General features: G+C 34.5%; 15 protein-coding genes and 1 riboswitch. Of the genes, 13 read left to right on the top strand and 2 right to left on the bottom strand.

Translation table 11 applies throughout. The annotated features are described in order from the left end of the window. Positions 1-279: 279 nt before the first annotated feature. The 3 genes from F9279_RS04290 to F9279_RS04280 are packed head-to-tail and all read left to right on the top strand — an operon-like array spanning position 280 to position 2,405. Complete coding sequence (locus F9279_RS04290) at positions 280-600, top strand: hypothetical protein (protein WP_152111550.1); 321 nt, start codon at positions 280-282, stop codon at positions 598-600. A gap of 28 nt (positions 601-628) precedes the next feature. Beyond that, entirely contained in the window at positions 629-1,501 is an 873-nt protein-coding gene (locus F9279_RS04285; protein ID WP_226793212.1) for an ABC transporter permease subunit, read from the top strand. Beyond that, positions 1,485-2,405 (top strand): ABC transporter permease subunit, encoded by a 921-nt coding sequence (locus F9279_RS04280; RefSeq protein WP_152111548.1) that lies wholly within the window; start codon positions 1,485-1,487, stop codon positions 2,403-2,405. Before F9279_RS04285 ends, F9279_RS04280 begins: the two co-directional genes overlap by 17 nt. 405 nt (positions 2,406-2,810) lie before the next feature. Here the strand turns inward: F9279_RS04280 and F9279_RS04275 are convergent, their stop codons facing one another. Further along, on the bottom strand, positions 2,811-4,112 hold the full coding sequence (locus F9279_RS04275) for an alpha-glucosidase/alpha-galactosidase (RefSeq protein WP_152111547.1): 1,302 nt from the start codon (positions 4,110-4,112) through the stop codon (positions 2,811-2,813). 182 nt (positions 4,113-4,294) lie between these two features. Between F9279_RS04275 and F9279_RS04270 the strand changes: the two genes are divergently transcribed. Then, entirely contained in the window at positions 4,295-5,200 is a 906-nt protein-coding gene (locus F9279_RS04270) for an AraC family transcriptional regulator (RefSeq protein WP_226793209.1), read from the top strand. 342 nt (positions 5,201-5,542) lie between these two features. Here F9279_RS04270 and F9279_RS24980 read toward each other — a convergent pair whose 3' ends face one another. After that, positions 5,543-5,830, bottom strand: a complete 288-nt coding sequence (locus F9279_RS24980) for a hypothetical protein (RefSeq protein ID WP_193224442.1) — start codon at positions 5,828-5,830, stop codon at positions 5,543-5,545. A 744-nt stretch (positions 5,831-6,574) separates the two neighbouring features. Between F9279_RS24980 and F9279_RS04265 the strand changes: the two genes are divergently transcribed. From F9279_RS04265 to F9279_RS04230, 9 genes are all read left to right on the top strand, one after another. Then, positions 6,575-7,090 (top strand): RNA polymerase sigma factor, encoded by a 516-nt coding sequence (locus F9279_RS04265; protein ID WP_193224441.1) that lies wholly within the window; start codon positions 6,575-6,577, stop codon positions 7,088-7,090. After that, entirely contained in the window at positions 7,077-8,123 is a 1,047-nt protein-coding gene (locus F9279_RS04260) for an anti sigma factor C-terminal domain-containing protein (protein WP_193224440.1), read from the top strand. Before F9279_RS04265 ends, F9279_RS04260 begins: the two co-directional genes overlap by 14 nt. An 84-nt stretch (positions 8,124-8,207) precedes the next feature. Further along, positions 8,208-8,984, top strand: coding sequence for a hypothetical protein (locus tag F9279_RS04255; RefSeq protein ID WP_152111544.1), 777 nt, complete (start codon positions 8,208-8,210; stop codon positions 8,982-8,984). Between the two features lie 203 nt (positions 8,985-9,187). Beyond that, complete coding sequence (locus F9279_RS24975; RefSeq protein ID WP_193224439.1) at positions 9,188-9,364, top strand: hypothetical protein; 177 nt, start codon at positions 9,188-9,190, stop codon at positions 9,362-9,364. Between the two features lie 194 nt (positions 9,365-9,558). Continuing rightward, positions 9,559-9,669: riboswitch (TPP riboswitch) on the top strand. A 139-nt stretch (positions 9,670-9,808) separates the two neighbouring features. Next, positions 9,809-10,408: a thiamine phosphate synthase gene (locus F9279_RS04250; RefSeq protein WP_226793243.1), complete on the top strand. Its 600-nt coding sequence runs from the start codon at positions 9,809-9,811 to the stop codon at positions 10,406-10,408. Further along, positions 10,392-11,510, top strand: coding sequence for a glycine oxidase ThiO (thiO, locus tag F9279_RS04245; protein WP_152111543.1), 1,119 nt, complete (start codon positions 10,392-10,394; stop codon positions 11,508-11,510). Before F9279_RS04250 ends, thiO begins: the two co-directional genes overlap by 17 nt. A 4-nt stretch (positions 11,511-11,514) precedes the next feature. After that, positions 11,515-11,718, top strand: a complete 204-nt coding sequence (gene thiS, locus F9279_RS04240) for a sulfur carrier protein ThiS (RefSeq protein ID WP_152111542.1) — start codon at positions 11,515-11,517, stop codon at positions 11,716-11,718. A gap of 3 nt (positions 11,719-11,721) precedes the next feature. Further along, entirely contained in the window at positions 11,722-12,489 is a 768-nt protein-coding gene (locus F9279_RS04235) for a thiazole synthase (RefSeq protein ID WP_152111541.1), read from the top strand. Further along, positions 12,486-13,502: a ThiF family adenylyltransferase gene (locus F9279_RS04230; protein WP_152111540.1), complete on the top strand. Its 1,017-nt coding sequence runs from the start codon at positions 12,486-12,488 to the stop codon at positions 13,500-13,502. The genes F9279_RS04235 and F9279_RS04230 overlap by 4 nt, the downstream gene beginning before the upstream one ends. Positions 13,503-13,610 lie beyond the last annotated feature (108 nt).

Genomic DNA, 13,610 nt, shown 5'->3' with positions numbered 1-13,610 from the left:
TGTTTGAAGCAATGTTTCCATTTACATAAATAAGGTGCGATACTTCAAAACAGGCATCGCTTTTCCCTTATTAAAGTAAAAAAGTAGGTTACTTGAAGAAATTGTGCTGTTGGATAGGCTGACTCTCCTTAATATTAAATAATTGGAAAAATGAGATTTTTACAAAATTTTGAAACATTGTTCATTGTTATGCGTATTAGTTATTAAGGTACAATCCCAATCATATGAATATCATTTGTGGTTAACATTATCAATCATATAAAGGGAGGAATGGTAATTTTGAAAAATAAAAAATCTACATTTTTGTTTGCTTTCGTTCTTTTTTTTGGAATTATTGTCGGTTGTTCGGGAAAAGACGAAGCTAAAAAAGGCTTGGTATCAATTCAACAATATAATCAGTTAGAAAGCAGTATGCCTTATCAGGATGTAATTGATTTACTAGGAATGCCAGATATGATAGGTACGGAAGAAGTAACTGGCGAGGTCGTTTATAAAGATGTTGAACCTTATTATTGGGATGGTGCTGCACCTGATTCTTTCGTAGTGCTATATTTTAGTAATGAAATGTTATTCAAAAAAGATCAATTTGGGTTAGAGTAAGATGGGTATGATGCGTACTTGTCTGAAGATGATTATTGAGTTTGTTTTGATTCTATGTGTTATTGTACTGATTGGTTGTTTTCCTCTCTTATTGCAAACAGGAAGTATGGTACCCTTCCTCGAAGGTATATCTAGTGGCTTTTACTATTTAGTTCATCCTCAAGAAGTTACAATCCCACTTAGTAATGGTTCTAATCTCACATTTTTCGAAGCGGTGAAAGAAAAATATATTAATTCTGCTGTCATTCTTTTATGTTCATTTATTATAGCGGTAGTATTCGCCGTCCTATTTACGTATATTGCTAGCTTAATCTCAAATAAAAGTAAAAGAATGTTAGATTTTTCTTTTTTTATCATACAGTCAATGCCTGATGTTTTAATTATTCTATTAGCGCAGCAGTTTATTATCTGGATTTTCAAAATAACTGAGTTTTCCGCTATTAGTATCTATGAGCTTGGCGGAGAAAAGATTTACTTCTTGCCGATTATTTGCTTAAGTATCATACCTGCTTTGCACTTATTTAAATACTTTCACACTAGTATATCTGAAGAGAAGTCAAAAGATTATTATTTGTTTTTAAAATCAAAGGGGCTAAGTGAAGGATATGTTTTTTTTATTCATCTCCTAAGAAATACGGTGGTAACACTAGTAAGTTACTCTAAAAATATTATTCTCTTTATGATTTCTAGCCTACTCATTCTAGAAATCCTATTTAATATGGATGGGATAATGAAATTTGTTAAAGTATACGGTATCGGTGATTATCGCATTCTCATTTTGGTTCTGGTTATGATATACATACCATCGTACATACTCATTAAATTGGGGGAATATATAATATCGAAGTGGACTGGATACGACGCAACTATGCAGGAGACAAAAGATGAAGAAACATACTAAACACATAAAAATTGGAATAGGACTTTTATATATCTTTTTGCTACTATTAGTTAGCTTTTTTCCTGACTTAATTGTGCCTGATAACCAGCAGTCTATTACAAGATTGTTATATAACGAAGAAGGAAATCTTATTGGAAAAGCACCATTTTCTCCGTTAGAGTATCCACCTCTTGGAACAAACAAAATAGGTGAATCTTTGTTCAACAATGTGATAGAGGGTGCAAAATTCACTATTATATATATAGTACTTATTTGCCTTTTGCGTTTTATCTTTGCTGTGGGATTCTCCATTTTGTATGCCTTTTATGTAAAAAAGTCACAGCGTTATATTAAACGAGTAGTGGATGTAGCATACTTTATTCCGCCAGTTATCATTATTTTTTTTGTATTGGGACCACTTACTGCTTTATATGATAGTTTTAGTCCAGCGTTTTTAATTGCACAAGGGATATTGTTAGTCTTAATTGGTATACCACCATTAACGATTCTCTTATCCGATGAAATCAAAGTTATTTTGACCAAAGACTTTATAAGTATTGCAAAATTATCAGGAGTAAGTAAATATTATTTATTTAAAAAACATATATGGATATTGATAAAGCCAAGAGTGGCTATTTTCTTTATTCAAGAACTTATTCAGTTACTTTTCTTGCTTATTCATCTTGGCGTATTAGGGATTTTTATTGGTGGTGATAAAGAAATTCAAATGAACGAATCACCAGACAGTTCTAAGAAGTTCTCTTTATCTAATGAATGGGCAGGTTTAATAGGATCAGATTATCGAGAATTTCTACTAAATCCTTGGATAATGCTCTTTCCACTTATAGCATTTACGACATTAATTATTGCATTGAAAATTATCTTGTCTGGACTTGAAGAAAAAGGCAGGAAAGATCGGTATTAATAATAACCAAGCATAGAAAGGTGTAAGTTGAATAGTTTTGTTTAAGTAAATATCTTCACATAGTTAAAGAGAAGCCGATTTTCCTACTTAGGAAAATCGGCTTTTCTTTCTAAAAACAGCGGGAGAAAAATTGATTATTAAATCCTTATCTTGATGATAGTTAACAATATCTTAATAAATAAAAGACGCCAAAATCAGAAGGGATATAGAATAGTGGCATCGAAATGGTTATCTTTTGTGTTGCCATATACAATCAATACATGTGAATTGTATCTCGCCATTCATTTTAAAGAGTGGCTAACCCTTGAACTGAACCCCAATTGTTAACCACTCTTTAAAATGGGAGGACAGTTCCATTTTATATGGTCAATACTTTTTTTGTAATAGGAACGAAATGGTTTGCGATTATTGAAATTTTGGAATCCAGTCACCATGTGCTTCAATTAAATCATCACACATCGCAATGATGTCATCCATTGATAATTCAGCGGCCGTATGAGGATCGAGCATTGCTGCTTGGTAAATGTGCTCTCTTTTTTTCGTAACCGCTGCTTCAATTGTTAATAGCTGTGTATTAATATTTGTACGGTTAAGGGATGCTAACTGTTCTGGAAGATCTCCTACATAGCATGGAGTGATTCCACTACGGTCAGCAACGCAAGGTACTTCAACAACAGCTTTTTCTGATAAGTTGCTAATTAAGCGTCCTGTATTTAAAACATTGCCGCCAAATTTAAATGGAACATTCGTCTCAATCGCTTCAATAATTCTGGAACCATATTCGTGTGTACGGGTATGGGCAAGCTGATCATTGTTGATCATCTCATCGCGCATTTTATTCCAGCCTTCCAATTGCTCTACACAACGACGAGGATATTCATCAAGAGGGATATTGAGTTTCTGGATTAATTCTGGATAATTACGCTTTATAAAGTACGGATGGTATTCAGCATTATGCTCAGACGATTCCGTCACGTAGTATCCGAATTTGTCCATTAACTCGAAGCGGACCATATCATCATGCTGTGTTTGTTGTTTTTCTCTCGCACGGCGTTTAATTTCTGGATATAAATCTTTGCCGTCGCGTTTGATCTCAAGGAGCCAGGCCATATGGTTGATACCGGCAATTTTTTCTTCCACTCCTTCATGATCCATTCCTAATGCTTGGAACAGGTGCTCGCTACAAATTTGTACACTGTGGCATAATCCGACTGTTTTAACATTTGTATAGCGCAACATTGCTCCTGTTAATGCTGCCATCGGATTTGTATAGTTTAAAAACAGGACATCTGGACAAACTTCTTCGATATCTTTGGCAAAATCCCACATAACTGGAATGGTGCGAAGTGAACGGAAAATTCCGCCAATCCCGACTGTGTCAGCAATCGTCTGACGAAGACCATATTTTTTAGGAATCTCGAAATCAATAATTGTACTCGGCTTATAGCCCCCCACTTGAATAGCATTGATTACGTATTTAGCACCTATTAATGCTTCTCTCCTATTTGAATATGCTTTAATATGGATGGTTTTATTATAACGGTCTCTTAAATTAGTCAGCATTGCTTCTGATTCTTTCAAGCGCTTTTCATCGATATCATGTAAAGCAAACTCAAATCCATCAAGGGAAGGCACCATTAAGCAATCTCCCAATACATTTTTAGCAAAAATAGTACTTCCAGCTCCAATAAAAGTGATTTTTGACATAAGTATACCTCCTATAAAGCGAAACAGGTAGCATCTATCCAATTCTTGTAATAGGATAAAAAATTGTTCTAAAAAATAATTGATGTCCTGTGTTCAACTTTGTGTTTTATGTTGTTATAATAATATTAAAACGTATATACAATAACCTCAATGGTAAGTTTGTGTGATTGGAGGGTAAAATATTGTCTTTCACTTATTGGGGGAATCAAGAGAAGGATTATGGTACGTACGGTTTTCGTTTTCAAGATATGCTCCCTAACGATGTGGCAAATATTTTCGTGCTTGGTCGGGAAGAGAAAATACCCGGTGAAATATATGATTGGCATGGGTTAAAGCGAAGAGACGTCGGCACGTATGTGTTTCAATACACACTGTCAGGATCAGGAAGATTTGACATAGGGGATAAAAGTTATACAGTGAGGTCAGGAGAAGCATTCATTGCCGAAATTCCTAGTAATCATCGTTATTACTTTCCAAAGGATAGCGAGGGATGGGAGTTTATGTTTATTACATTGGTGGGAAGAGAAGCCGCCGATTGCTGGCGGTTTATGAATGAACAGAGTGGTCCTGTCTTAAAAATCCCTCCAGATTCAAAGTTGATTCAGCTTTTGCTGAAAATCTATCAAGAAGCATATGAGCAAAAGATTACAGATGCATATTATGCCTCTGCAAAAGCTTATGAGTTTATCATGGAGTGTTACCGTTTCATAAGGAATATTGAAAGAGCAACAGAAGGTTTCTCACTCCAGATTACAGAAGCTTTATCCTTTATCCAAACGCATTATCATGAACCAATCACACTCGACGAAATAGCGGCCGTATCTGGTTTCTCTAGATATTACTTTATTAAGCAGTTTCAACACCAACTTAATATGACACCTGTACAATATCTTACCAAAATCAGAATTGAAAAAGCGGCGGAGCTTCTTCGTTCAACGAGCTTCTCTGTTACAGATATTGCTGCCCAAGTAGGGTACGCAAATGCCAACTATTTTAACAAGGTATTCCGTAAAGTCGTTGGTGTATCCGCCGGGACATTTCGTGAAAGTAAAGACGTTGTCGGAATTGATCGTTTAATTATAGATTAAGTTTTCAGGTACTTTAACGATAGATGATAAGGGAATTTTTCATCTAGGCGGTGGTTCTGAAAATTATCAAATCGAGCCAAATAATGATATTTATGTATAAGCAATATAAATATATATCGATGTAAAAGGAAAATATTAAATTGATAAAAATAATAATGAAATTGTAAGATAAGCAATAGATTGTATTACTTGAACATACAGCGTAAAGGATTTTGCAGTGGAGATTCCTTTCACAGTGTTGAAAAAAGATTAAGCAATGAAACATGCCTCCAATTTTAATAACAGGAGTGTGTCGAGAACTTGTATAAGTAGTGAACTCGCAAAATAAGGTTTTGATTTCTGTTACAGGTGTTTGGTTCGCTTCATGGGGCTAGAAGCTTTGGCCGATGTTTCCCCTTTGTCTGCAGGGTATAAAGCTTTTGCAGATTCCATAGGATTCTCACCACTGAAACATAAATCATCTAGATAAAAAATAAGCTTATTAATATTCTGTTTGAAAAAAACCACAGCCAACTTGCAGGAACCATCAACAATAAGCGGAGAATTACGACTAAAAGCAAATATACTGTTAATTTCCTTGCTAATAAGCGGATTTTTCCGGTTAAGGTAGGAAAATGCCTTCGATTTCATGTGTTCTAAGGAAATAGGCGTAAATCTCCGTCTATTTCTGTTATTTTTCATGTAAGTAACGAAAATAAGAGGATTTTTACGACTATTTTTCTAAAAGTGGTCTTTTCCAAATTCTCTATGGTACGAAGCATCATCCATTAATTCATCGCTCTTTCGATTATCTGCTATTTCATATATGAATAGGTGAAGTATATAAATAACCCCTTGTTTTCCGTTGTGTAAAGAGGGGAGTTATCTCTATATTCACAAATTGTCCATAGACAATTTTGTTTTTCAACAGTATGAAAGGATCTTCCAGTGGAGGATCCTTTTTCATTGCCGATACTTGTATGTTAACTAGAATTGTATACAGTATTGATGTGATACACTCGGACTTTGTTCAAATAAGGGTGAGAAGGTAGAGAATATTCCCCAAAGATAATTGGATATTTATGTTAAAGTTATTGGTGAAGTGAATATGTGGGGTTTTATGGAACGAGGAGGAACCAAATCTAAAATTATTATTATTCTATTAGCTTTTGTCAATTACTAGAGTTCAAAGAAAAAGGGTTCTTAAAGTAAAGGGCGCACTTCTTTATGAAGACGTCTTCTTTTATTGAGCCAGTTGACCTAGAAACACTTCATATATTGTGTTCCGATTTAAAGCAATGTATTTAAATTAAAAGTTATAAATTAAATTTAGTTTTATTTTAGGTGTTAACTTTTTAAGATATTAATAGTCTTATAAGTGAAGGAGGGGAGTTATTGAATCGGGAGGAAGATCTACACAAAATTTTGCAAGAAAAAACAGGAATTATCTTTAAGTACTTAATTAAAATAGGGGCTGATCCTCGCGATGCGGAAGATATTATTCAAGAGGCATTATATAAATTTATCTCATACATTGATTCCATTGAGTCTAAAAAAGCGTACAGCTGGCTATTCCGTGTAGCACTTAATCAATATTATGATTTGTGTAGTAAACAGCAAAAGCAAATTAATGTATCTCTTGAAAACTTTGATTTTGTAGATGAATCCCCTCTGCCAGAAGAGTATATTCGACAGCATGAGATGAAAAAAGAAATCCAAGTCATACTAGATCAACTAACTCCTCTTTATAAGCAATTATTATTGTTAAAATACGAGCTTGAGTTAAGTTATGAAGAAATTGCTGAGATGTTGGATATAAACTTGGGAACGTTAAAAACTTATTTATTTCGCGCGAGGAAGTCTTTTAAAGAAATATATGGGAGGGAGCAAACCAAACATGACCGACTATAAAGAACGTGAAAAGGAAAAGGAGCTTATTGAGCTTTTTCAAGGAAATCCCACTAGCAATTCGTTTGAAAGGATTATTAGAAAGGCGAAAAGAAGAACCATTCTTCGTAATATTGTAATCTCTTTATTTGTTATGTTTTTTTTATTCATTACTTTAGGATTCTCATGGCTTTCAATCATGAGATGGAGTCAAGAGAATGCAATGCGTGACACTGAATTATTTAGTAGAATAACGCAGCCTAACGTAGAAGAGTTAGGTGCTCAAAATATGGGGAACGGCTTATTTGAGGGTATTTTATATTTTAATAGATATAAAGAAGTCGGTGGAATTCCTGTACACTGGAGCGACCAAGTTATTACCTATAATTTATTTGGTGGAGTCAGTCGATTAACAGGTGACCATTCTCCAATACAGTTAAAAGACGAAAATGATGGTCAAACAAGGTATTATGACCGTGAGACAAAGCAAAGAATGATGGAATTCTATCATCCAGACGTCACATATACCTACATAAGAAACGATTTAATGAAACTAAATGAGTTCCCAGATGAATTATTAGTTGAAATAGCTTTATCCTTTAACCAAAAATATTCACCAGAAGAAGTGCGCGAATTTATACCTGATGATGTAACACTAAAATGGTATTGGGCCGATACATATACAAATATAGAGATGTTTAAAGAGACAGATTTAGAAACTGTAGAAGGAACAACGGTAAATATACCAGCTTCTCCTGAATTGGCATCTAATGTGTATGGATTTGAAGGGATGCCTAGTGACAGTAACCCTTCTATAAGTGAAGAAAGGTTTATCAACGACATTGAGACAGGTTTAAGCATAAAGGAAGGGGAATATTTTGGTGAATTTGAAAGGATTTATAGCTATTTAAAAGGGGAATCTTCCACTCTATCTACTGATAATGTAATGATATTGGGGGCTGTTGTAACGGGTACAGCAGCGGAGCTAAAAAAACTAGAAGATTTACAGATGATTCGGACATCGGTATTTGGTGTAATGGCAGATTCAAATAAGTAGTAACAAGGTAAAAAATGTTCAATTCTGAAAAGCTATGAAAAATTTTAAAGATGTTAAATTATGAACAATTAAGGAGGAGTAGATATGTTACAATTAATAAAAATGGAAATTTCTAAGCTAAAGTATCCCTACCTTATTATTTTATTTATAGCTTTATTGTTTAGTGGCGGGATCGTTATTTCTCGCCAATATGGTTTTAGCTATAATTACAATATTGAAGTTTGGGAACAATCAGGAGAGTTATTTGGACTCTTTTTTCCTTTTTTTGCAGTAGTTACTGCATGCTGGTTAATGTTCTGTGATAGAAAAAAAGGTAATAATTCTTCCAATAATGATAGGGAATCAAAGGAAAAGTACATGCTTTCCAAATGGTTAGTTTCATCAATCAGTGGGGCTTTTATCACTTTTTTTATATCTTTTATAGGGTTAATTATTTCCCTATATTTTATCCCTGATGTTAAACCATTTGGTTCGGATTACGCCATAGGATATTTCGCTGGTAACTATTTTGTTAATCATCCGTTCTTATATGGACTTGTACTTAGTTGTTGGAGGGCATTTATAGGTTTTGTTGTTGCTTCATTTGGTTTTGTACTTTGGATATATTTAAAAAATATCTTTGTTATGTTTACAGGTCCTTTTATTTACATGATATTAGAAAATATTATTCTGGCATATTTAAATGTTCCTTATTTTAGGTTGATTACTTCGTTTGATCCAAGTACGCTAGATTCGGATGCAATTACTATCGGACGATTACTTGTAGGACCTTTAATATTAATTCTATTAATTAGTGGGCTCTTATGCTTTAGAATTATAGTAAAAAGGTTATCGAGGAAGCAACGTGACAGTTTAATATAGTTTTGTGATGAAAGAAGAAATTAAAACTCTTATTCAAGATAAAGGCACTATTCTTGAACAACATAGGTGGAAAATAACCAAACTTTTTTATAAAAGTCTCATACTTATTTAAAGCTAGTAACTCCATTTTGATCAATCTTTTCCCAAAATGGAGTTTTTAAAGTTGCTGTTAGATAAAAATATAGGAGCGGGAAGGGGATAGGATGAGTAAAAAGAAAGATATGCAAAAATTTTTTATTGTATTTATTTCCTATGGAATATTAATGTTTCTTTTCTTTATACAAGATTCAACAATCCTTGAAACAATAGCAAGTATTATACCTATTATCGCGGTAATTACTTTTTGGGTTTGGGTAAATTATGGAAAGAATAGAACTTGATAAATAAGTCCTTGGTTGTCGAATATTCACGTAATGGGTGCATCGATCCTAGAAAGGATGATACTCTTTTTTTTCTTTGGCCAGAAGCTAAAGGAGCAGCATTCCTGACAAATTAAAATGGAATTTACTTGAAACATATCTAGTAATGTATTAGAATTACATATGCAATCAGAATAATTAAATAAGTTGAAATATTCATTTTCTAGGGGATCCCTTGATAAGGGCTGAGAATAAAGTAGTTACTTTTTAAACCCTCAAAACCTGAACAGGTTAGAACCTGCGTAGGAAAGTAAAGAATGTTTGTCTTTGTTTGCATGTGAACACTTTCAAACCAAACCACTTTTCTATTTAGGAGAGTGGTTTTTTTATGTGGAAAAATGCCTGATGGAAGTTGTTCAATTGGCTGATTATTTGGATTTTTAAGGGGGGATAATGTTGAAGCTAATGGCTGTAACAGATGATAGGAAATTAGTGTGTGATCTGGCAAGTACAATCATTAAGATAAAAGACAAGATTGATTTTGTTCAGATTCGCGAAAAAACAAAAACAGCTCAAGAGATTATCACTTTACTCCAATATCTAGAAGAGGGTGGTGTTAAAAAAGAAAAAATAATCTTAAATGACCGTTTAGATATTACTTTGCTTATGGGGATACTAGGGGTTCATTTACCAGAGAAAGGTCTTCCTGTACATGAAGTTAAACAAAATTTTCCTGATTTAATGGTTGGATGCTCTGTTCATTCTTATGAGGGAGCAATGAATGCCCAAAGAGAGGGTGCAGACTATGTTTTATATGGACATTGTTTTGAGACTAATAGTAAAAAAGGGAAGGCTCCAAATGGAATAGAGCCTCTTCTCAAAATGACTGAGGAGCTAAGGATTCCTGTATATGCTATAGGTGGTATTACATGGAGTAAGGTAGATGTTTTGCAACAAGTAAAAGCGGATGGCATTGCAGTGATGTCTGGGATATTTTCTTCAGACAACCCAATTTATTCGACAAATCAGTATGTTGAGGCGATAAATAATGAATCAGAAATTTGAAGTAGCCATCATTGGCGGTGGCATAATTGGTTGCTCGATTGCTTATTATTTAGCAAAAGAAAAGATGAATGTGGCATTGTTTGAAGGTAATCAAATAGGGTCTAAATCTACAAGTGCTGCAGGTGGTATGCTTGGAGCTCATTCTGAATGTGATGACGATTTGGAAGTATTCTATCCTTTTGCGAGAAGCAGCCAGTTTGCCTATTCTCATCTTAAAGAAGAATTAAACTACTTGAGCGGTTTTGACATGGGATTCAGAAAAGGTGGTATTTTAAAGCTTGCTTACAATGAACTTGAAAGAAATGGACTCCGAGCCATCTTATCTCAACCGACTGTTAAATGGCTCGATAAAGATTCTGTTCGGGAGATGGAACCGAATGTTTCTACCAATCTATTAGGAGCAGTCTACATAGAAGAGGATATAAATGTTATGCCACTTGCTGTATGTCAGGCATTTGCTAAAAGTGCTCAAATACTAGGGGCTTCTCTTTTTGAATTTTCTCCTGTACAAGATATTCGAAAGAAAGATAATAGTTTTTTTATTCAAACTGCAACAGGTTCTGTTGAAGCTAAGTATGTTGTGGTTGCTAACGGGGTTTGGAGTACCCATTTTTTTAAACAGCTTGGGTTAGACCAACAATTGACTCCTGTAAAAGGAGAATGCCTATCTGTAATAGATGAAAAAGCGACTTTAAAACATACCATCTTTCACGATCACTGTTATATAGTGCCAAGAAATAATGGAACAGTTGTGATTGGAGCTACTATGATTGAGAATGACTGGAATGAAAAAGTTAGTCTCAGTGGAATGGAAAAGCTTATTGTAAAGGCAAAAACGATGCTGCCAACTGTTGCAGATATGAAAATGGAGTCTTTCTGGGCTGGATTACGTCCACAAACATTTGATCAAAAACCATTCATTGGGCACCATCCTGAAGAAGAAGGAATTTTATTTGCTACAGGGCACTATCGAAATGGAATCCTGCTTGCGCCTGCAACAGGGCAAATGATTCGTGATTTGATACTTAAAAGACAAATAAAAAATGAATGGGTGGAGGCATTTAAAATCGACCGCCACCAGCCATTGCTAGTAAGAAGGTGAATAAATGTCGATTACATTAAATGGAAAGAGTGTTAACCTTCAAGAAGGAACCAATACGGTTAAACAATTACTTTCCTTCTATCACTTAGAAAATCGTATTGTCGTAGTTGAGGTCAATAAGGAAATTGTGATGAAAGAAAACTATGAAGCAATGAGTCTCACAAATGGGGATGTTGTTGAAATTATTCATTTTGTAGGAGGAGGATGAAACATGTTAAAAATTGCTGATCGTACGTTTCAATCAAGACTTTTATTAGGAACTGGAAAATATCCATCATTTGATATTCAAAAAAAGGCGGTAGAAGTATCGGAAGCAGAAATTTTAACCTTTGCTGTGAGAAGAATGAACTTATTTTCAGATAACCAACCCAATTTTCTAGAGCAACTGGATTTGTCTAAATATACGCTTCTTCCTAATACGGCTGGTGCAAAAAATGCTGAAGAGGCCGTCCGTATAGCGAAACTGGCAAAAGCTTCTGGATTGTGTGACATGATAAAAGTAGAAGTGATTGGAGATGAGCGAACACTTTTACCAGATCCTGTTGAAACGTTAAAAGCTTCTGAAATGTTATTGAAAGAAGGATTCATTGTTTTACCTTATACCTCCGATGATGTCGTGTTAGCAAGACGTCTTGAAGAACTTGGGGTACACGCTGTTATGCCAGGTGCATCACCGATTGGTTCTGGTAAGGGAATTATCAATCCGCTTAATTTAAAGTTTATTATCGAACAGTCTACTATTCCAGTAATTATTGACGCGGGGATTGGTTCTCCTAAAGATGTAGCATTTTCGATGGAGCTTGGTGCAGACGGTGTGTTACTAAATACTGCTGTTTCAGGTGCGAAAGATCCTATAAAAATGGCACAGGCAATGAAGCTTGCAGTAGAAGCAGGGAGACTAGGGTTTGAAGCTGGAAGAATAGAAGAAAAAGAGTATGCTGTAGCGAGTAGCCCAACAACTGGGATGGTGACATTTTGACGACTCGTTATTCAAGACAAGAGTTGTTTTTAGGAAGTAAGGCACAAGCCAGCCTAAAAGAGGCTAGTATTATCATTATTGGTGCAGGAGCTCTTGGATCTGTAAGTGCTGAAATGTTAGTAAGAGCTGGAATAGGACGCATTAAGATAGTTGATCGTGATTATGTGGATATAAGTAATTTACAAAGACAACAATTATATACAGAAGAAGACGTTAGAAATCAACTACCAAAAGCCATTGCTGCCAAAACAAGGCTGCAGCAAATCAACAGTGAAGTTACTATTAATAGTTTCATAGAGGATGTTAATGGACTAAATATTGAAGAATTGATTAAGAATCATTCGGTAATCGTAGACGCTACTGATAATTTTGAAACTAGTTTAATTGTGAATGATGCTGCAGTGAAACATCAAATTCCGTTTCTATTTGGTGCATGTGTTGGAAGCTATGGACTTACATATCCGATTATTTCAATTGATAAACCTTGTTTATACTGTTTATTAAATCATTTACCGATGAATGACATGACATGTGATACAGTTGGTGTAATAAGTCCAATCGTTCAAGTTACTGCAGCAATACAAGTTACGCAGGTTCTGAAAATTCTTTCAGGTGAAACACTTGCTCCGATGCTTCAATCATTTGATATATGGAAAAATGAAAAATCGGAAATAAATGTGAGTCAGTTGAAAAATAAAATTTGTCCAACATGTAGTGAAAATCCATCCCATCCTTTTTTACAGTTTGAAAACCAGACCAAAACAGATGTATTATGTGGGAGAGATGCTGTCCAACTTCGACCAGGGAAAAATAGGAAAACGTATTTACTTCATCGCTTGTTGGAGAGATTGGAAAATCACGTTACTAATCCTAAATTAAACAACTATTTGCTTACATGTGAATTTGAGGGGTATCGAATTGTTTTCTTTAAAGATGGGCGTGCTATTATTCATGGTACGAATGAAGCGAAAAGAGCTCGAGCAGTTTATAATAGATTTATTCAATTTTATTAGAATTAATTATGCGTTTTAACGATGTATACATTGTTAAATTAACACTCAATTTATGAAATGTGTGCGGTCTCAATGGCAAGATGCGATTCCGTACTAGTAAGAATTAGC

The organism is Bacillus sp. B1-b2, from assembly GCF_009183415.1.
In the GTDB taxonomy this organism is placed as follows: Bacteria; Bacillota; Bacilli; order Bacillales; family Cytobacillaceae; genus Niallia.
Note: the sequence above shows the minus strand (reverse complement) of the source record. Positions and strands in the feature narration are given on the sequence as shown.

Excerpts from the sequence above, each read along its gene's own strand:
- F9279_RS04285 (WP_226793212.1), top strand. The coding sequence starts at position 629 with ATGATTATTGAGTTTGTTTTGATTCTATGTGTTATTGTACTGATTGGT.
- F9279_RS04280 (WP_152111548.1), top strand. The coding sequence starts at position 1,485 with ATGAAGAAACATACTAAACACATAAAAATTGGAATAGGACTTTTATAT.
- F9279_RS04275 (WP_152111547.1), bottom strand. The coding sequence starts at position 4,112 with ATGTCAAAAATCACTTTTATTGGAGCTGGAAGTACTATTTTTGCTAAA.
- F9279_RS24980 (WP_193224442.1), bottom strand. The coding sequence starts at position 5,830 with ATGAAATCGAAGGCATTTTCCTACCTTAACCGGAAAAATCCGCTTATT.
- F9279_RS04260 (WP_193224440.1), top strand. The coding sequence starts at position 7,077 with ATGACCGACTATAAAGAACGTGAAAAGGAAAAGGAGCTTATTGAGCTT.
- F9279_RS04255 (WP_152111544.1), top strand. The coding sequence starts at position 8,208 with ATGTTACAATTAATAAAAATGGAAATTTCTAAGCTAAAGTATCCCTAC.
- F9279_RS24975 (WP_193224439.1), top strand. The coding sequence starts at position 9,188 with ATGAGTAAAAAGAAAGATATGCAAAAATTTTTTATTGTATTTATTTCC.
- F9279_RS04250 (WP_226793243.1), top strand. The coding sequence starts at position 9,809 with ATGGCTGTAACAGATGATAGGAAATTAGTGTGTGATCTGGCAAGTACA.
- thiO (WP_152111543.1), top strand. The coding sequence starts at position 10,392 with ATGAATCAGAAATTTGAAGTAGCCATCATTGGCGGTGGCATAATTGGT.
- thiS (WP_152111542.1), top strand. The coding sequence starts at position 11,515 with ATGTCGATTACATTAAATGGAAAGAGTGTTAACCTTCAAGAAGGAACC.
- F9279_RS04235 (WP_152111541.1), top strand. The coding sequence starts at position 11,722 with ATGTTAAAAATTGCTGATCGTACGTTTCAATCAAGACTTTTATTAGGA.